17 protein-coding genes are annotated in these 15,917 nt (G+C 72.1%); 9 read left to right on the top strand and 8 right to left on the bottom strand.

The genetic code is table 11. The features are described 5' to 3' along the window. Positions 1 to 47: 47 nt before the first annotated feature. Both mgrA and ABEA93_RS18050 read right to left on the bottom strand, forming a co-directional pair. The gene (mgrA, locus tag ABEA93_RS18055) at positions 48 to 1,031 is read right to left on the bottom strand and encodes an L-glyceraldehyde 3-phosphate reductase (protein ID WP_345676612.1); all 984 of its coding nucleotides are present in this window, start codon (positions 1,029 to 1,031) and stop codon (positions 48 to 50) included. 147 nt (positions 1,032 to 1,178) lie between these two features. Next, on the bottom strand, positions 1,179 to 2,654 hold the full coding sequence (locus ABEA93_RS18050; RefSeq protein WP_345676611.1) for an MFS transporter: 1,476 nt from the start codon (positions 2,652 to 2,654) through the stop codon (positions 1,179 to 1,181). A gap of 101 nt (positions 2,655 to 2,755) precedes the next feature. On the opposite strand from ABEA93_RS18050, the gene ABEA93_RS18045 reads away from it, so the two are divergent. Further along, entirely contained in the window at positions 2,756 to 3,133 is a 378-nt protein-coding gene (locus ABEA93_RS18045; protein ID WP_345676610.1) for a MarR family winged helix-turn-helix transcriptional regulator, read from the top strand. Between the two features lie 4 nt (positions 3,134 to 3,137). On the opposite strand, the gene ABEA93_RS18040 is transcribed toward ABEA93_RS18045, so the two are convergent. After that, a complete protein-coding gene (locus tag ABEA93_RS18040; RefSeq protein ID WP_345676609.1) occupies positions 3,138 to 4,019 on the bottom strand; it encodes an alpha/beta fold hydrolase in 882 nt (293 codons plus the stop codon). 133 nt (positions 4,020 to 4,152) lie between these two features. On the opposite strand from ABEA93_RS18040, the gene ABEA93_RS18035 reads away from it, so the two are divergent. From ABEA93_RS18035 to ABEA93_RS18020, 4 genes are all read left to right on the top strand, one after another. Continuing rightward, positions 4,153 to 4,299: a hypothetical protein gene (locus tag ABEA93_RS18035; RefSeq protein ID WP_345676608.1), complete on the top strand. Its 147-nt coding sequence runs from the start codon at positions 4,153 to 4,155 to the stop codon at positions 4,297 to 4,299. 122 nt (positions 4,300 to 4,421) lie between these two features. Further along, a complete protein-coding gene (locus tag ABEA93_RS18030) occupies positions 4,422 to 4,811 on the top strand; it encodes an SHOCT domain-containing protein (protein WP_345676607.1) in 390 nt (129 codons plus the stop codon). 114 nt (positions 4,812 to 4,925) lie between these two features. Further along, positions 4,926 to 5,888 carry a GNAT family N-acetyltransferase gene (locus ABEA93_RS18025; RefSeq protein ID WP_345676606.1) on the top strand — a complete coding sequence of 321 codons (963 nt, stop codon included), beginning with the start codon at positions 4,926 to 4,928 and terminating at the stop codon, positions 5,886 to 5,888. 116 nt (positions 5,889 to 6,004) lie between these two features. Continuing rightward, the gene (locus ABEA93_RS18020) at positions 6,005 to 6,478 is read left to right on the top strand and encodes a carboxymuconolactone decarboxylase family protein (protein ID WP_345676605.1); all 474 of its coding nucleotides are present in this window, start codon (positions 6,005 to 6,007) and stop codon (positions 6,476 to 6,478) included. Positions 6,479 to 6,514: 36 nt separating this feature from the next. On the opposite strand, the gene ABEA93_RS18015 is transcribed toward ABEA93_RS18020, so the two are convergent. Then, the gene (locus ABEA93_RS18015) at positions 6,515 to 6,730 is read right to left on the bottom strand and encodes a hypothetical protein (protein WP_345676604.1); all 216 of its coding nucleotides are present in this window, start codon (positions 6,728 to 6,730) and stop codon (positions 6,515 to 6,517) included. 76 nt (positions 6,731 to 6,806) lie between these two features. Between ABEA93_RS18015 and ABEA93_RS18010 the strand changes: the two genes are divergently transcribed. Next, positions 6,807 to 7,373 (top strand): CGNR zinc finger domain-containing protein, encoded by a 567-nt coding sequence (locus ABEA93_RS18010; protein ID WP_345676603.1) that lies wholly within the window; start codon positions 6,807 to 6,809, stop codon positions 7,371 to 7,373. Between the two features lie 55 nt (positions 7,374 to 7,428). Here the strand turns inward: ABEA93_RS18010 and ABEA93_RS18005 are convergent, their stop codons facing one another. Continuing rightward, positions 7,429 to 7,746, bottom strand: a complete 318-nt coding sequence (locus tag ABEA93_RS18005; protein ID WP_345676602.1) for a DUF3759 domain-containing protein — start codon at positions 7,744 to 7,746, stop codon at positions 7,429 to 7,431. A 155-nt stretch (positions 7,747 to 7,901) separates the two neighbouring features. On the opposite strand from ABEA93_RS18005, the gene ABEA93_RS18000 reads away from it, so the two are divergent. Beyond that, entirely contained in the window at positions 7,902 to 8,159 is a 258-nt protein-coding gene (locus ABEA93_RS18000; RefSeq protein WP_345676601.1) for a hypothetical protein, read from the top strand. 43 nt (positions 8,160 to 8,202) lie between these two features. Here the strand turns inward: ABEA93_RS18000 and ABEA93_RS17995 are convergent, their stop codons facing one another. After that, positions 8,203 to 8,949 (bottom strand): SDR family NAD(P)-dependent oxidoreductase, encoded by a 747-nt coding sequence (locus tag ABEA93_RS17995; RefSeq protein ID WP_345676770.1) that lies wholly within the window; start codon positions 8,947 to 8,949, stop codon positions 8,203 to 8,205. Between the two features lie 230 nt (positions 8,950 to 9,179). Between ABEA93_RS17995 and ABEA93_RS17990 the strand changes: the two genes are divergently transcribed. Beyond that, positions 9,180 to 9,812, top strand: coding sequence for a TetR/AcrR family transcriptional regulator (locus ABEA93_RS17990; protein ID WP_345676600.1), 633 nt, complete (start codon positions 9,180 to 9,182; stop codon positions 9,810 to 9,812). A 98-nt stretch (positions 9,813 to 9,910) separates the two neighbouring features. Here the strand turns inward: ABEA93_RS17990 and ABEA93_RS17985 are convergent, their stop codons facing one another. Together ABEA93_RS17985 and ABEA93_RS17980 are read right to left on the bottom strand one after the other, a co-directional pair. Next, complete coding sequence (locus ABEA93_RS17985) at positions 9,911 to 12,658, bottom strand: SpoIIE family protein phosphatase (RefSeq protein WP_345676599.1); 2,748 nt, start codon at positions 12,656 to 12,658, stop codon at positions 9,911 to 9,913. A gap of 78 nt (positions 12,659 to 12,736) precedes the next feature. Further along, positions 12,737 to 13,570, bottom strand: coding sequence for an SDR family NAD(P)-dependent oxidoreductase (locus tag ABEA93_RS17980; RefSeq protein WP_345676598.1), 834 nt, complete (start codon positions 13,568 to 13,570; stop codon positions 12,737 to 12,739). Between the two features lie 255 nt (positions 13,571 to 13,825). Between ABEA93_RS17980 and ABEA93_RS17975 the strand changes: the two genes are divergently transcribed. Next, the gene (locus tag ABEA93_RS17975) at positions 13,826 to 15,709 is read left to right on the top strand and encodes a cytochrome P450 (RefSeq protein ID WP_345676597.1); all 1,884 of its coding nucleotides are present in this window, start codon (positions 13,826 to 13,828) and stop codon (positions 15,707 to 15,709) included. Positions 15,710 to 15,917: the final 208 nt, after the last annotated feature.

Raw genomic sequence — 15,917 nt, 5'->3', positions numbered from 1 at the left:
ACTCCCGGGGACGCGGGCGCCCCCGGGAGTCCAGGGAGTCCCGGTGATCAGCCCAACAGCCGGTCGATCTCCGCGAGTTCCGCAGCCTCGAAGGCCAGGTTGCCGCGCGCGGCCAGGTTCTCCTCCAACTGGGCGACACTGCTCGCGCCGATCAGCGCCGACGTCATCCGCGCGTCGCGCAGCACCCACGCGAGCGCGAGCTGCGCGAGCGTCTGCCCGCGCTTCGCGGCGATCGCGTTGAGCGCCCGCAGCTTGGCGAGGAGGTCGTCGGTGATGCGGTCCGAGGACAGCGAATAGCCCTGCGTGGCGCGCGAGCCCTCCGGGATGCCGTCGAGGTAGCGGCCGGTCAGCAGGCCCTGGGCGAGCGGCGAGAAGCTGATGCAGCCGACGCCTTCCTCACCGAGGACGTCCAGCAGGTCCGGCTCGATCCACCGGTTCAGCATCGAGTACGCGGGCTGGTGGATCAGCAGCGGCGTGCCCAGCTCGCGCAGGATCCGCACGCACTCGCGGGTGGACGCGGCGTCGTAGGACGAGATGCCGACATACAGCGCCTTGCCCTGGCGCACCGCGTTGTCGAGCGCCCCCATCGTCTCCTCGAGCGGCGTCTCCGGGTCGGGGCGGTGCGAGTAGAAGATGTCGACGTAGTCGAGGCCCATGCGGCGCAGGCTCTGGTCGAGGCTCGCGGTGAGGTACTTGCGGGAGCCGAACTCGCCGTAAGGGCCCGGCCACATGTCCCAGCCGGCCTTGCTGGAGATGACCAGTTCGTCGCGGTGCGCGGCGAAGTCCTCGCGCAGGATCCGGCCGAAGTTGGTCTCGGCGGAGCCGTACGGCTTGCCGTAGTTGTTGGCCAGGTCGAAGTGCGTGATGCCGAGGTCGAATGCCCGGCGCAGGATGGCGCGCGAGTTCTGCAGCGGCTTCTCGTCGCCGAAGTTCTGCCACAGGCCGAGCGAGATCTCGGGCAGTTTGAGCCCGCTGCGCCCGCATCGGCGGTAGTCCATGTTGTCGTAGCGGTCGGCGGCAAAGCCGGTCATACGGTTCGTCCTCCCGGTGCAAACGGCGCGGTGGCGCCGGGCTCATTCTTCCGCCCGGCGCCACCGCGCCCGCATCCGGCACACCGCTTACGGCGGCCTGCCGTCCGCTTGTCCGCCACTAACCGCGCTGTTTCCGCCCAGCGGTGCCTACCGGAGTGCGTCGCGGCGTCCGCGGCGGGACAGCAGCATCGGCACGAGGTTGAGCAGGAGTCCGGCGACCGCGACCCCGGTGACCAGGTTGGCGCCCGGCCGGTAGGAGCCGAAGTCGGTGTCGCCCGGGGTCGCCCCCGAGGTCAGGGCGGTCACGACGGCGAGCACGAGTGCCGCGCCGACCTGTCCGGACGTCTGGACGAGCCCGGAGGCCAGGCCCTGCTCCGAGTCGTCGATGCCTTCGGTGGCCTGCGACATGATCGACGCGAAGCCGAACGCGAAGCCGCCGCCGAGGAGCAGCATCGACGGGAGGATGCTGAACGCGTAGTTCGGCGTGGTGCCGGCGGTGGCCAGGAACCACAGGTAGCCGAGGCTGAGCGACGCCATCGACGCGGCGAGGAACGGCGCGGTGCCGTACCGGTTGATGAGCTTGCCGGTGAACGGCGAGCCGAACGCCACGACCAGGCCGGCGGGGAGCAGGCCGAGCGCCATGCGGAGCGCGGACCAGCCGAGCCCGTCCTGGAGGTAGAGCGTCATCATGAACTGGAAGCTCATGTAGGAGCCCATGAGGGCGACGATGCTGAGGTTGGCTCGGACGACACCGCCGTTGCGGAGGATGCCGAACCGGACGAGCGGGTGCGGGACGCGGCGTTCCACGATCACGAAGGTGGTCAGGAGCGCGGCGGCGAGCACGACGGAGCCGAGCGTGAGCGGTGCGGTCCAGCCCCGGTCGGGGGCGGAGACCACGGTGTAGACCGCGAGCAGCATGCCGCCGCTGAGCGTGACGGCGCCGACCAGGTCGTGGCCGCCTTCGTCGGCGGGCTTGTCGCGGGGGATCAGGAAGTAGCCGGCGACCAGCGCGAGGACGGCCAGCGGCACCGGGGTGAGGAACGTCCAGCGCCAGCCGATGCCGGTGAGCAGGCCGCCGAGGATGAGCCCGGACGAGTAGCCGCTGGCGCCGAACACGGAGAACACCGACAGCGCCCGGTTCCGTGCCGGGCCTTCCGGGAACGTCGTGGTGAGGATGGACAGCGCGGTCGGCGCGGTGAACGCGGCCGCGAGTCCCTTGACGAAGCGGCTGGCGATGAGCAGCGGGCCGCTGTCGACGAGCCCGCCGAGCAGCGAAGCGGCGGCGAACACCCCGAGGGCGATGAGGAAGACCCGGCGCCGGCCGAGGAGGTCGGCGGTGCGTCCGCCGAGCATCATCAGGCCGCCGTAGCCGAGGACGTAGCCGTTGACGATCCATTGCAGGGACGTGGCCGACATGCCGAGTTCGTGGCCGATGGACGGCAGGGCGACGCCGACCATCGACACGTCGAGGCCGTCGAGGAACAGGACAAGGCAGAGCACCGCGAGGACGCCCCAGAGTTTGGGCGTCCACCGCACGTCGGGTGCGGCGGTGGGGGAGGCAGGGGACAGGGTGGCGTGCTCGCGGACGTTCGGGCCCGCGAGAGTCTCGACAGAGTGGGCCATGGCCAAGAACTTATATGCATGCGCATTGAATGTCCACGCATAAAATGCGTGTGCAAAAAATTCACTTGCATGATAAGAGAGGGATGCGCTAGGTTCGCCCCGTGACCACCGATGCCCTGCTCGTCGCGGAATGGCGGGACCTGCTGTCTCGATACAGCAAGGTCGCCCACGAGCTGGACCGCGCCCTCCAGGCGAAGCACGGCCTCACCATGAGCGACTACGAAGTCCTCGACCGCATCGTCGCCTCCGACGACTGCAAGGCCCGCGCCGCGGACATCCTCGCCGACCTGCACCTGAGCCAGAGCGCGCTGTCGCGCGCGGTGGCGCGCATGGAGAAGTGCGGGCTGGTCGACCGGTCGATGTGCGTGACCGACCGGCGCGGGGTGAACGTCACCGCGACCGAGCAGGGGCGCGCGCTCCAGGCCGAAGCGCGCGAAACCCAGCTGGCGGTGCTCAGGGAGTTCCTCGGGGCGGGTTAGCCGCTCAGTTGCCGCCGTCCGTGCCTTGTCCGGTTTGCGCGAGGAAGTCACGCATCACGCGGGCGAATTCCGCGGGTTGGTCGAGCGGGATCAGCGTGTAGCTGTCGGAGATCTCGACGAGCTGTGCCTTCGGGAGCAGTTCGGCCAGGCGGCGGCCGTGCTCAGGCGGCATGACGCGGTCTTCCCGGGCCCAGGCCACCAGGACGGGCCGGTCGAACGCGGCGAGGTTCTCGGTCAGGTCGGTGAGGACGTTTTTGTTCCTGCCCATGGCGCGGAGCATGCGGACGGCGTCCCGGCGGATCGCCTGCTCGCCGAGCACCGGGCGGATCCAGCGGGCCGTTGCGGCGTCGCCGCGTTTGGTGAGCCAGCCGAAGGCGATGGGCAGGCGGCGCAGGGCGCGCAGCCGCATTTGCTGCATGAACAGCCCGAACAGGCGCGGCGGCAGCTTGCCCGTGAACACGACGACCTTGCCGGTCAGGCCGGGCGGGAAGTTGTCGAACGCGTCGCAGGAGACGAGGGCGGCTTGTCCGACCCGTTCCTCGCCTGACGCGAGGACCGCTTGGACGATGGCGCCGCCGGTGTCGTTGCCGGCGAGGGTGACGTCGCGGAGGTCGAGTGCGGCGAGGAACTCGCGTGTGAGAGTGGCGAGTCCGTCGAGGGAGAGGTCGGCGTCGAGGTGCACCGGGAGGGTGTGGGCGCCCAGCGGGAGGGCCGGGACGATGCAGCGGTAGTCGGCGGAGAGGTCAGCCACGACGTCCGCCCACAGGGAGGGATCCATCAGCGCGCCGTGCAGCAGGACGAGCGCGGGGCCCTCCCCGGTGTCCTCGTATTCGACGGTTCCGGCGGACAGTTCGATCTGCTTGCGACCGTGGTGCGTGCTCGGCATGGGGTCCGGCCTCCTCGGTGGCGTACGCCATCGGGCTGCCCGCGGGGGTGGTGAGCGGGCGAGCCCCTCAGGGGCAGTCAAGCACGGGGCGGATGGGGGAGCCCGACGGGGGTGGGGTGTGGAGTTGGCTGCCATGCCCGTGGTCGTCATGGAAGCCCCCGCCGAAACCATCGAGACGTTCCTCGACACCCTCCCGGTCGGCGGCGCCCGCGAACTCCTCGCCCCGCACGGCATCGACGCCGTCACCGTGGAGGCCCTCCGCGGGCGCTTGCTGCACTGACCGGCGACTGCTCCGCACTCCGTCGCGGCGTACCCGGGCAAGGTGCGCCGCGCTGCGCCATGCTGGTAGTGGACGGCCGTTCCGCGGCCGCTCGGGGGTCCCGTGAGCCTGGAGGCCCGGCAATGGACTACCCGCTCCTCAACGTGTTCTGGACCATGTGCATTTTCTTCCTGTGGGTGCTGTGGTTCGTGCTGCTGTTCCGGATCATCGGCGACATCTTCCGTGACGACACCCTCGGCGGCTGGGGCAAAGCCGGGTGGCTGATCTTCGTGGTGATCCTGCCGTTCCTCGGCGTGTTCGTGTACCTGATCGTGCGCGGGCGCGGCATGGGCGCGCGCATGGAAGCCCGGATGAACCAGAACGAGCAGCAGTTCCAGACCTACATCCGCGACGTGGCCGCCGCCCCCGGCAGCAGCACGTCCGACGAACTCGCCAAGCTCGCCGCGCTGAAGAACAACGGCGACATCACCGAGGAGGACTACCAGCGGGCGAAGCACAAGGTGCTGGCCTGACGGCATGCCGGACGGCCGGAGTGCGGCGTCTAGGGTGAGGGTCCCGCGACCGCTGCCGGCCTCCCGCCGGTGCGTCGCGGACCGTCATCCGTTGCACGACCCGGCCGGGAGCTTATGACCACCCCTGCGGCACTGCCCGACGACCTCGTCCTGCGGCCTTTGGCCGACGCCGGCGAACTGGCGCTGTTCACCACACTGCCCTACACCCTGAACCACGAACTCGCCGACGACCTCGCCGCCGGGCGCCGCCGTCCCGAGTGGATGTGGGTCGCGCTCGCCGGCGGGCGGGTGCGGGCGCGGATCGCCTGGTGGGCACCGGAAGCCGGAGGCGCACCCGAACTGCTGGACATCCTCGACCTCGACGACAGCGCCGACGACCGGGTCGCGATCGGTGCGGCGCTGCACCGCGCCGCGTCCGCCGCCGTCCTCGCGGACGTACCCGGCACCCCGCCGGAGTTCATGCGGTTCGTGCCGGGGGAGTGGCGCGACGACCCGGCGGACCGCCGCGCCGTCGAGGACCGCGTCGCCGTCGTCGAAGGCGCCGGAGCCCGGCTCAAGATCGAACGCCTGCGCCTCGAATGGCGTCCCGGCACGCCGATCCCCGCACCGACCGGCCGCCTGCTCTTCCGTCCGCTCCGCGACGAGGAGGAGCTGATCGGCCTGATGGCCGCCGTCATCGACGGCACCCTCGACGCGCACACGCTCGCCGACCTGGCCTCCGGCCTGAGCCCGCGCGCCGCCGCGGAAGCGCACTTCGCCGGGGAACTCGCCCGGTTCCGCACCCCGCGCGACTGGTGGCGCATCGGCACGCTGCCCGACGGCGAGCCCGTCGGCTTCGTCGTCCCGGCGCGCAACAACTACCACCCGATCATCGCCTACGCCGGCGTCGTGCCCGCCCACCGCGGACACGGCTATGTCGACGACCTGCTCGCCGAAGGCACTCGCGTCCTCTCGGCGCAGCCCGACATCCCGCGCATCCGCGCCGCCACGGACCTCACCAACACACCCATGGCCGCGGCCTTCCGCCGCGCGGGCTACGTCACCTTCGAACGCGCCCTCCACTACACCTGGGCGTGACCCGGGCCGGTGTGTCCCAGGTCACGGCATCCGGGCTGTCACACCCCCGCCGAACGCTCCGTCAGTGCGGTGTACCGGCCGAACCGGCCCCCACGCACCACACCGAGGAGTCCGCCATGGAACCCCGCATCAACTACTACGCCAACCCCGTCGCGGCGAAGTTCCAGCGCTACATCAACTCGGCGGGCAAGGTCGTCCAGGACTCGACCCTGCCGACCGCGATCCAGCACCTGGTGCTGCTCCGCGCCAGCCAGATCAACGGGTGCGGCTTCTGCACCGACATGCACGCCAAGGACGCCGTCCACCACGGCGACGAGTGGCCGCGCCTGAACCTGGTCGCGGCCTGGCGCGAGGCCACCGTGTTCACCGAGGCCGAGCGCGCCGCGCTCGAACTCGCCGAGCAGGGCACCCGCATAGCGGACGCCGCGGGCGGCGTCACCGACGAGGCGTGGGCCGACGCGACGAAGCACTTCGACGAGGACCAGCTCGCCGCGCTCGTCTCGCTGATCGCGCTGATCAACGCGTACAACCGGATGAACGTGATCGCGCGGACGCCCGCGGGCTCGTACCAGCCGGGCCAGTTCGGCTGATCCCGGCTGCCCCCCCGCGGGGGGTGCCGCGGAGGTTCAGTCGCCCCGGAGCAGTCCCGCCACCGCCGCGTCCGGCCCCGTCCGGGCCAGGACCGCGGCGGCGGCGGGCTCCGGGACGGGGACCAGGCGGACGGCGACGCTGCCGCACAGGCAGCGCGTGTAGCGGATCTCGCCTTCCGAGGTCGTGTGCCGGGAGATGGTCCGGTGCCAAGGGCCCTCGATGCGGCCGCAGGCGTCGCAATGCTCCGACACGGGCCACCCCTTCCCTGATCGGTAATACTTGCCGGTGGTTCGGTCCTTACCTCCGATGAGCGTATGTAAGGGTTCAATGGACGTCAACGGTTACCGCAGCGACGGGGTCGGCGCCGCCGTCGCCATGGTCAATTTCTGGACGGCCGACGAAGGTGCCGCACCGCCCACCGTCGACGCGGCCCGGGCGATGCTGGCGCCGTACTCGTTCCTCGTGCGCGACGCGCGCGCCGCCGACCTCGGCCCCCTCGCCGACTGGTCGGCCGAACTCCGCCGGGTGTTCGAAGCCGAACGGCTGGAAGACGCCGTCGACCTGGTCAACGGCTTGCTCGACCGGGTGTCGGTCCGTCCCCGCCTCGTCGACCACGGCTACGGCCTGCACGTCCACTACGCGCTGCCCGGCGCCGCCTTCGTGGACCGCGTCCGTATCAACACCGCCATCGGCCTTGCCGCGCTGCTCGCCGAATACGGCGTCGAACGCTCCGGCGTTTGTGCGGAAGAACGCTGCGAACGCGTGTACGCCGACACATCCCGCAACGGCCGGCGCCGCTTCTGCTCCGACACCTGCGCCAACCGCGCGAACGTCGCCGCGCACCGCGCCCGCAAACGCGCGTCCGCGGCATCGCCGTCATCGCACGCGACGTAGGCCCGGCGGGCCTGGTCGGAGGGCAGGATCGGGGGTGCGGGCGGGGCTGGTCGGGTCAGCCGTACAGCTCCCGCAGCGCCGCCGAGTATTGGTCCGTGGCCTGGTGCTTGGCGGCATCCACCGCGTCGGCGTCCATCGCGTGGCTCTGCGCCGTGTGGTCGATGAAGGCGTCGGCCGCATCCGACACGACATGGCAGGCCTTCTCCATCGTCGCGGGCTTGCCGTGCCGGGCCAGATGCCCGCTCCAGGCCAGCGACGACGCATACGCCCCGGCTCGGGCCAACTGCTCGACCGGGATCGGCGTCCCGATCGGGGCGATCCGGCAGGCGTGGTACGCCGCGGCTTCCTCGCTGTCGTCAGCGAACAGGGCCATGATGCTCCTTGCCGTCCTGGTCGGTCCGGAAGGCGTCGTGCCGGGGGCGCGTCGCTTCGTCGTGACCAGCATGCCCGGACAGCATCGGGGCAACCCGTAATGAATCGCAAGGAACCGGGATCGACAGGGTGATTCGCCCGAGGGGAGTGCTGCCGGTGGACGGCGTGGGGGCCATGAACGGCGCGGTCGGCGCGGGTGGCGACATCGAGTGCGTGCTGTGCGGCGAGGACCACGTGCGCCGCTACCGCGTCCCGGGCGGGGACGGCGAAGTGTTCTGGATGTGCCCCGAATGCGAGTCCCTGTGGCGGCCCGGCGCCGACCCGCGCAAATCCACCGAGGCGTACTTGAGCGTCTACCTCGAATCCCGCGGCCTGGACCCGGCCGCGGTGCGGCTCGAACCGGTGGACGGCTGACCCCGGTTCCGGCCGGCACCCGCGGCCGGGTCCGCGCCGTGGGTCAGGCGGTGGCTCCCGCGTCCACGGTGATCGCCGTCCCGGTGATGTAGCGGCCGCCCGGGCCCGCCAGGTGCGCCACCGTCGCGGCGATGTCGTCGGCGTTCATGAACGTCCCCATCGCCGTGAGATCGCGCTGCGCCTGCGCGTGGTCCGCGTTCGCCGGGTTCATGTCCGTGTCCGTCGACCCCGGGTGCACGACGTTGGCGGTGATGCCGCGCGCCCCCAGGTCCCGCGCCAGCCCGCGGACCAGGCCGGACAGCGCGGCCTTGCTCATGCTGTAGAGCGTCACTCCCGGGAACGCCACCCGCTCGGCGAGCGAACTGCCTATCGCGACGATCCGTCCGCCGTCGGGCAGGTGCGCGAGCGACGCCTGCGCGGTGAGGAACGCCGCACGGGCGTGGATCGCCAGGGTGCGGTCGAGTTCGGCGAGGGTGACGTCCTCGACCGGGCCGGACGGGAACACCCCGGCGTTGTGCACCACGATGTCCAGCCGGCCGAGCGCCTCCGCGGCCCGCGCCACCGCATCGACCGCCGACGCCGCATCTGCGGCATCCGACCGGATCGCGATGCCGCGCCGCCCGGCCGCGGCGACGTCCGCCAAAACCTTCTCCGCCTGCTCCGCGCCCGCGTCGCTGACATAGGTGAACGCCACATCCGCGCCGTCCGCCGCCAGCCGTCGCACGATCGCCGCGCCGATGCCGCGGCTGCCGCCGGTGACGAACGCCGCCTTGCCGTCCAGCTCGCTCATGAGGGGTGCCCTTTCGTTCGCGGGCGCGGCGCGGTCGCGCACATGCCCGTATGCCGCCGGACCGAATTCTGTGTCGATCGGCACAGAAACCTTCTCGTGCTGGAAACGCGCCCGTCAAGGCATATATTTAGAGATCGATACAGAAAGCCGTGGGGGGCACGGCACGGATCGGGCGACCGGTCCGCGACGGCGGGACAGCGAGGGGGGAACGACCGGAAGGAGAGGCCGCGATGGCCGGACCCGGACGCCCACGCGCCTTCGACCGAGATGCCGCGCTGCGCAGCGCAATGCGGGTCTTCTGGCAGCACGGCTACGAAGCCACCTCGATGACCGACCTCACGACCGCCATGGGCATCGCCTCGCCGAGCCTCTACGCGGCGTTCGGCTCGAAGGAACGCCTCTTCCGCGAAGCCCTCGGCCTGTACGAGGCCACCGACGGCGCCCCCGGCATCGACGGCCTCAACGCGCCCACCGCATACGGCGCGATCCAGGCCGTCCTCGAGGCCAACGTGCGGCCCCGGACGGCCGCCGGCGAACCCGCCGGCTGCATGTTCGTGGTCTCCGCGATCAACTGCTCGGACGCCAACTCGCCGGTGCGCGAGCTGCTCGAGGAATCCCGCCGCAACCACGCCGGCCTGGTCTCCGGACGGCTCGCCCAGGGCATCCGCGACGGCGAACTCCCGGCGGACGCCGACCCGCACGCCATCGCGGCGTACTACACGGCCGTGCTGTACGGCCTCACGGTCCGCGCACTCGACGGCGCGACAGAGGAGGAACTGCGGGCGACCGTCGCCTTGGCGATGGCGTCGTGGGACGCGGTGCTCGCGGCGTCGGCGCAGCGGCAGCCGGTAAGCGAGCGGTAAGGCGGCCGCGTGGTGGCCGGGCACGCGACCCGGCCACCACGCGGCGCTCGGCAGGTAAGCAGGCATGCCGGTACAGCGGTCGGTAAGCAGGCGTGCCGTTACCAGGTCTCGGCGTCGTCCCACTGGTCGAGCAGCGCGTCCGCGATGTCCTCGCCGGACGGGCCGGAACCCTCCTGGAGGGGGAGTTCCGCCCAGATCACCTTGCCCTGCGCGGTGTACCGGGTGCCCCAGCGGGCGGCGAACTTCGCGACCAGGAACAGTCCGCGCCCGCCCTCGTCGGTCGTCGCCGCGCGCCGCAGGTGCGGGGCGGTGCTGCCCGCGTCGGACACCTCGCAGATCAGCCGGCGGTCGTGGATCAGCCGCACCTGGATCGGCGCGCTGCCGTAGCGGATCGCGTTCGTGACCAGCTCGCTCAGGATCAGCTCCGCGTTGAAAGCGATGTCGGCCAGCCCCCACTCCGCCAGCCGGCGCGCGGACCGGGCGCGGACGGCCGCCACCGCGGCCGGGTCCGGCGGCACGTCCCACACCGCGACCCGGTCGGCGTCGACCACGTGCGTGCGGGCCACGAGCAGCGCGATGTCGTCGCTGGACTTCGGGCCGACCATCGCGTCGATGACCGTCTCGCACGTGTGCTCGGGATCCGCATCCGGCCCCGCGGCGAACAGTGCCGACGCCAGCATGCGCAGCCCGGCGTCCAGGTCCCGGCTGCGGTCCTCGACCAGGCCGTCGGTGTAGAACACCAGCCGCGAGCCCTCCGGCAGGACCAGGTCGACCGACTCGATCGGGAGACTGCCGTTGAGCCCGAGCGGCAGCGACACCGGCACGTCCGGGAACGACACATTGCCGTCCGGGGTCACCAGCGCCGGACCGAGATGCCCGGCACGGGCAATCGTGACGCGGCCGGACACCGGGTCGTACACCGCGTACAGGCAGGTCGCGCCGGTGATCTGCGCGGGATCCGGGTCGTCGTCGTGGGCGGACCGGTCGCGGTCGATGCTGCTCACCAGATCGTCCAGGTGGCCCAGCATCTCGTCGGGCGGCAGATCGAGCCCGGAGAAGTTGTGCACGGCGGTGCGCAGCCGCCCCATCGTCGCGGCCGCGTACAGGCCGTGCCCGACGACGTCGCCGACCACCAGCGCCACCCGCGCCCCGGGCAGCGCGATCACGTCGAACCAGTCGCCGCCGACCCCGGCCTGCGCCGGCAGGTACCGGTAGGCCGCTTCCAGCGCGCCCTGCTCCGGCAGCCCGCCCGGCAGCAGACTGCGCTGCAGCGTGACCGCCATGGTGTGCTCGCGGGTGTAGCGGCGGGCGTTGTCGATCGCGACCGCGGCGCGCGCCGCGAGTTCCTCCGCGAACGACACGTCGTCTTCCTCGAACGGCGGCGACTCCGGGCCGCGCCAGAACGAGGCCAGCCCCAGGACGACGCCGCGGGCCTGCAACGGCACGGAGATCAGCGAGTGCACGCCGGCGGAGAGCAGCCCGCGCGCCCGGTCGGGGTCCTGGGCCCGCCAGTCGTCGCCCGCGGTCAGGTCCGCCCGGCGCACCGCGCGGCCGGAGATGAGCGCGGTCGCCATCGGCGTGGTCGGACCGAACTCGATCATGTCGCCGGTGGGGTGCAGCGGCGGGGCGTCCGAGCCGGGCGCCCAGCGCGCTGCCACGCGCCGCATGCGGGTGCGGTTGCGGGAGGGCTCCTCGCCGGTGAGGACGGCGTCGAGCAGGTCGACGGTGACGATGTCGGCGAACCGCGGCGTGCCGACTTCGGCGAGTTCGTCGGCTGTGCGGGCGATGTCGAGGGTGGTGCCGATGCGCAGACCGGCCTCGTACAGCAGGTTGAGCCGCCCACGGGTGATCTCGGCGCGCCCGGCCAGCGCCTGCAGCTCGGTGGAGTCGCGGATGGTCACGACACTGCCCGCGGAGCCGTACGGCGCGGTCGGCCGCTTGTTGACGGCGAGCAGCCGTTCGCCCGCGGTGTGCACCTCATCGCTGGCGGGGCGGTCGGATTGCAGCAGGGAGGCCAGGCCCGGGTCGAGCCCGAGTTCGGCGATGGCGCGGCCGTCGAGTTCGGGGACGCCGAGGAGGCGGCGGGCCTCGTCGTTGCTCAGCAGGATGGTGCCGTCGTCGCCGATGATGAGGATGCCTTCGCGGACGGCGTGCAGGACCGCGTCGTGGTGCTCGTACATGCGGGTGATCTCGGCGGGGCCGAGGCCGCGGGTCTGGCGCCGCAGGCGGCGGCTGACCAGCGCGGTGCCCCCGGCGGTGAGGGCCAGCGCGGCGGCGGCGCCCCCGAGGACGAGCGGCATCCGGTCGGTGAACATGCCGTTGACGCGTTCCACGGTGAGGCCGGCGGCGACCAGGCCGAGGGGGTTCCCTTGCGCGTCGTGCAGGGGGACGCTCGTGACCACGGCGCGGCCGCGGTCGGTGGGATAGGTCGTGGTGATCGCTTGTTCGCGGGTCAGCGCCTCCTGGAGATGGGGATCCAGAGACCGTTGGCCGATGAGCCGCGGGTCGGGGTGGGTGAGGCGGGTGCCGTCCTTGCCGAGCACGATGATGAAGTCGATGTCGGCGCCTTGCCGTGCCGCTTCGGCCGCGGGCTGCAGGGTCGCGGACGGGTCGGCGCTGCTCAGGGCGGCGGCGGTGCCGGGCGCGTTGGCGAACGATTCGGCGGCGGCGAGGGTGCGGTGCCGGGCGTCGCGGTCGCTGTCCCGCAGGGCTTGCAGAACCAGCGCCACGGCGGCTCCGGCCACCAGCAGCACGACCACGACCGCTTGGAGCAGAAAAACCTGCCCCGCGATGCTGCGGGGGTGACGGGACCGCGGGGCGCGCGGTTGCCGGGAGCGCCCTATCACCAGCCATTTCTAACATTTTGGACATAAAGGTGTCTATGTATGACCACGCATCGTGGTGGGGGTTCACCCGGAGGGGGGTCAGCGGAGGCCGTGGCGGCGGGCGGTCATGCGCTCGACCACCCCGCGCGGCAGCACCCGCCGCAGCGGGAACACCACCGGCGCATTGCTCCCCACCGCGTACAGCGACTTCGGTCGCGGCGCCTCGATTGCCTTCACCACCACCGCAGCCACCGCATCGGCCGACACCCCCGCGGCCTCGTTCGCGTTCAACGCGCTCAGCATCGTGCGGTACTCCTCGCCGAACGGCGAGTCGTCGGCGAGGTACTGCGTGCGGCGCTCACTGATCCCCGTGTTGATCGAACCGGGCTCGACCGTGGTGAGAGCCACCCCGTACGGCGCCACCTCGCGCCGAGCCGCCGTCGTGAAGCCCTTCAACGCCGCCTTGGACGCCACGTACGACGACCGGTAAGCCAGCGGAAAGCTCGCCAGCATCGACCCCACCATCACCACCCGCCCGTACCCGCGCGCCCGCATGCCGGGCAGGACCAATTGCGTGAGCCGCACCGCGCCGAAGACGTTGGTCTGGAACAACCGCCGCACCGCCGCCATCGGCAGTTCCTCGAGCGGCCCGCTCTGGCTCTCGCCCGCGTTGTTGACGAGCACGTCGACGTCGCCCGCGGCCGCCGCGCACGCCGTGATGCCGTCGTCGTCGGTCAGGTCCAGCGCCAGGTACTCGACCCCGTCGATCGGTGCGGCCACCGCCTCGGGGTGCCGCGTCGTGCCGAGCACCCGATAGCCGCGCCGGACCAAGGCCGCCGCCACGGCCGCGCCGATGCCGGACGAGGCTCCGGTGACGAGTGCCGTCCGGCGCGCGGCCGGGCTGGAGGTGGGGCGGTCGACGGAGTCGGGCATGGCAGGCCTTTCGTGCGGTCGCTCGGGACCGGCGGTGGCGCCGGGGTGGTCGGGCCACCTTACGCGCCAGTAGCCTCGTCCCGTCCAGAGCGTCGCCCGCCCATCGCCGCAGGGTGTACACGGCCCCGGTCGGGTGCCAAGGTGGCTGTGGGAAAAGGCTGTTCGCACCAAGCAAGCCGACCGCGAGCCGACCGTGAGCCGACCCGCGATCCGACCCGTGATCGGACTCGTGGCACTCGTGACAGGAGCAACGCGATGGTGTCCGCCCCGCCGCCGCCCGGTCCGCGGCTGCCCGCCTGGCTGCAGACCGCCGTGTTCCTCGCCGCTCCCGCCCCGGCGCTGCGAGCCGCACGGCGCCGGTTCGGACCGGTGTTCCACACCCGGTTCCTCGGCTTCCCGCCGGAGGCGTTCGTCGTCGATCCGGAACTCGCCCAGCTCGTCTACGCGGTGGACGCGGCCGGCACCGGCCGCGCGGGCGAAGTCCGCCGCGGCTTCCTCGAGGGCCTGGTCGGCGCGGACTCGCTGCTGAGCCTCGACGGCGAGCCGTGGTGGCGGCACCGCCGCCTGTTGAGCCCGCCCCTGCACGGCAAAGCCATCGCCGGGTACGGCGACGAGATCGCCGCCATCGCCGCCGCCTCGATCGCCGAGTGGCCGCACGGCCGACCGTTCGCCCTCCGCGACCGTATGCAGGACATCACGCTCGACGTCGTCCTCCGGCTCGTCTTCGGCATCCGGGACAACGAGCGCCTCGCCCGGCTGCGCGTCGCCATCCCCAACCTCATCGAAGTCGGCGGCGCGATCGCCCTCCTCATGCTCCCGCCCGCCGCCCGCGTCTGGACCGAACGCGCGCCGCTCAACCGCATGGGCTTCCTGCCCACCACCCGCTTCCAGCGCGCCCGCGCCGACGTCGACGCGATCCTGTACGACGAGATCGCCCGCCGCCGCGCGCATCCCGAACCGGGCGCGACCGACGTTCTGTCCCGTCTCCTCGAAGCCCGCGACGAGGACGGCAATCCGCTCACCGACACCGAACTGCGCGACGAACTCGTCACCATGCTCAGCGCCGGTCACGAAACCACCGCGACCGCGCTCGCGTGGACGTTCGAGCGCCTGGTCCGTACCCCGCGCGTACTCGCCGAACTGCGGGCCGAACTGGCCGCCGGGGAGAGCGAGGCGTACCTGGAAGCGGTGGTCAAGGAAGCGCTCCGCTCGCGCCCGGTCGTGTACGAGGCCCCGCGCCTGCTCGACGCGCCGCTGCGCCTCGGCGAGCACGAGATACCGGCGGGCTGGTTCGTCGCGCCGCACATCAACCTGATCCACCAGGATCCGAACGTGTTCCCGGACCCGGCGGAGTTCCGCCCCGAACGCTTCCTCGGCCCGGACGCCGCCCGCGCGCAGAAGGCGTGGATGCCGTTCGGCGGTGGCCGGCGCTACTGCGTGGGGGCGCAGTTCGCCGTCCTGGAAATGAAGGTGATCATCCGCGAGGTGCTGGCGCGCGTCGATCCGACCGCGCCGGACCCGGCGCCGGAGAAGCAGATGCTGCGGCATGTCACGCTGGTTCCGGCGAAACTCGCCCGGGTGGTGGCCCATCCGCGCGACGATGCCGGACAAGCGAACGGGCAGCACGACGAAGGGCGGACGGAAAGCGTGGGTACGGGAAACGTGGGGACCAAGCGGCGGGATGTCACGGTCGGCCTGGAGATCGAGGCCGCGCCCGACGAGGTGTGGGCCGTCCTGTCCGACGTGACGCGGATGGGGGAGTGGAGCCCCGAGTGCACGGGCGGCCGCTGGATCGGGCGTCTGCGCGAACCGGTCGCCGGCGCACGCTTCGTCGGCACGAACCGCCGCGGCCCGGCCGTGTGGTCGACCCGCTGCACGATCACCGAGGCCCGCCCGGCCCGCGCCCTCGCCTGGCGGGTCGACGCCGGCCTCCCGATCGCCCGCTGGTCCTTCACGCTCACCCCCACCGACAAGGGCACCTACCTCGAACACTCCTGGCGCGACCAGCGCGTGGGCCCGCTCGGCGCCGCCGCCCGCCTCCTCACCGAAGCGGCCCTCCGCACCGGCCCGCGCGCGGAGCACAACGAACGGACGATGCGCGCGACCCTGGAAGCCCTCAAACTGCACCTGGAAGGCTGACGGGACGCTGAGGCCGACGGGACGGGCGGGCGCGGCGCCGGTCATCCCTTGGTGAAACAGCTTTCCGCAAAGCGAATTCGCGAACGGCAAAGCCAAGCCCGCGGGCGCACCGCCCACCACCGGTGCGCCCGCGGCAAGGCCTGAATCAGGCCATCCCCGCCCGCCGAACTTCCTTATGCCCAAACCGGATTGCTCGTCCCCGCTCTTC

The sequence above is a fragment of the Yinghuangia aomiensis genome, from assembly GCF_039542225.1.
Classification (GTDB): Bacteria; Actinomycetota; Actinomycetes; order Streptomycetales; family Streptomycetaceae; genus Yinghuangia; species Yinghuangia aomiensis.
Note: the sequence above shows the minus strand (reverse complement) of the source record. Positions and strands in the feature narration are given on the sequence as shown.

Coding starts and splice junctions, on each gene's coding strand:
- mgrA (WP_345676612.1), bottom strand. CDS start 1,031: ATGACCGGCTTTGCCGCCGACCGCTACGACAACATGGACTACCGCCGA.
- ABEA93_RS18050 (WP_345676611.1), bottom strand. CDS start 2,654: ATGGCCCACTCTGTCGAGACTCTCGCGGGCCCGAACGTCCGCGAGCAC.
- ABEA93_RS18040 (WP_345676609.1), bottom strand. CDS start 4,019: ATGCCGAGCACGCACCACGGTCGCAAGCAGATCGAACTGTCCGCCGGA.
- ABEA93_RS18035 (WP_345676608.1), top strand. CDS start 4,153: ATGCCCGTGGTCGTCATGGAAGCCCCCGCCGAAACCATCGAGACGTTC.
- ABEA93_RS18030 (WP_345676607.1), top strand. CDS start 4,422: ATGGACTACCCGCTCCTCAACGTGTTCTGGACCATGTGCATTTTCTTC.
- ABEA93_RS18025 (WP_345676606.1), top strand. CDS start 4,926: ATGACCACCCCTGCGGCACTGCCCGACGACCTCGTCCTGCGGCCTTTG.
- ABEA93_RS18020 (WP_345676605.1), top strand. CDS start 6,005: ATGGAACCCCGCATCAACTACTACGCCAACCCCGTCGCGGCGAAGTTC.
- ABEA93_RS18010 (WP_345676603.1), top strand. CDS start 6,807: ATGGACGTCAACGGTTACCGCAGCGACGGGGTCGGCGCCGCCGTCGCC.
- ABEA93_RS18005 (WP_345676602.1), bottom strand. CDS start 7,746: ATGGCCCTGTTCGCTGACGACAGCGAGGAAGCCGCGGCGTACCACGCC.
- ABEA93_RS17995 (WP_345676770.1), bottom strand. CDS start 8,949: ATGAGCGAGCTGGACGGCAAGGCGGCGTTCGTCACCGGCGGCAGCCGC.
- ABEA93_RS17990 (WP_345676600.1), top strand. CDS start 9,180: ATGGCCGGACCCGGACGCCCACGCGCCTTCGACCGAGATGCCGCGCTG.
- ABEA93_RS17980 (WP_345676598.1), bottom strand. CDS start 13,570: ATGCCCGACTCCGTCGACCGCCCCACCTCCAGCCCGGCCGCGCGCCGG.
- ABEA93_RS17975 (WP_345676597.1), top strand. CDS start 13,826: ATGGTGTCCGCCCCGCCGCCGCCCGGTCCGCGGCTGCCCGCCTGGCTG.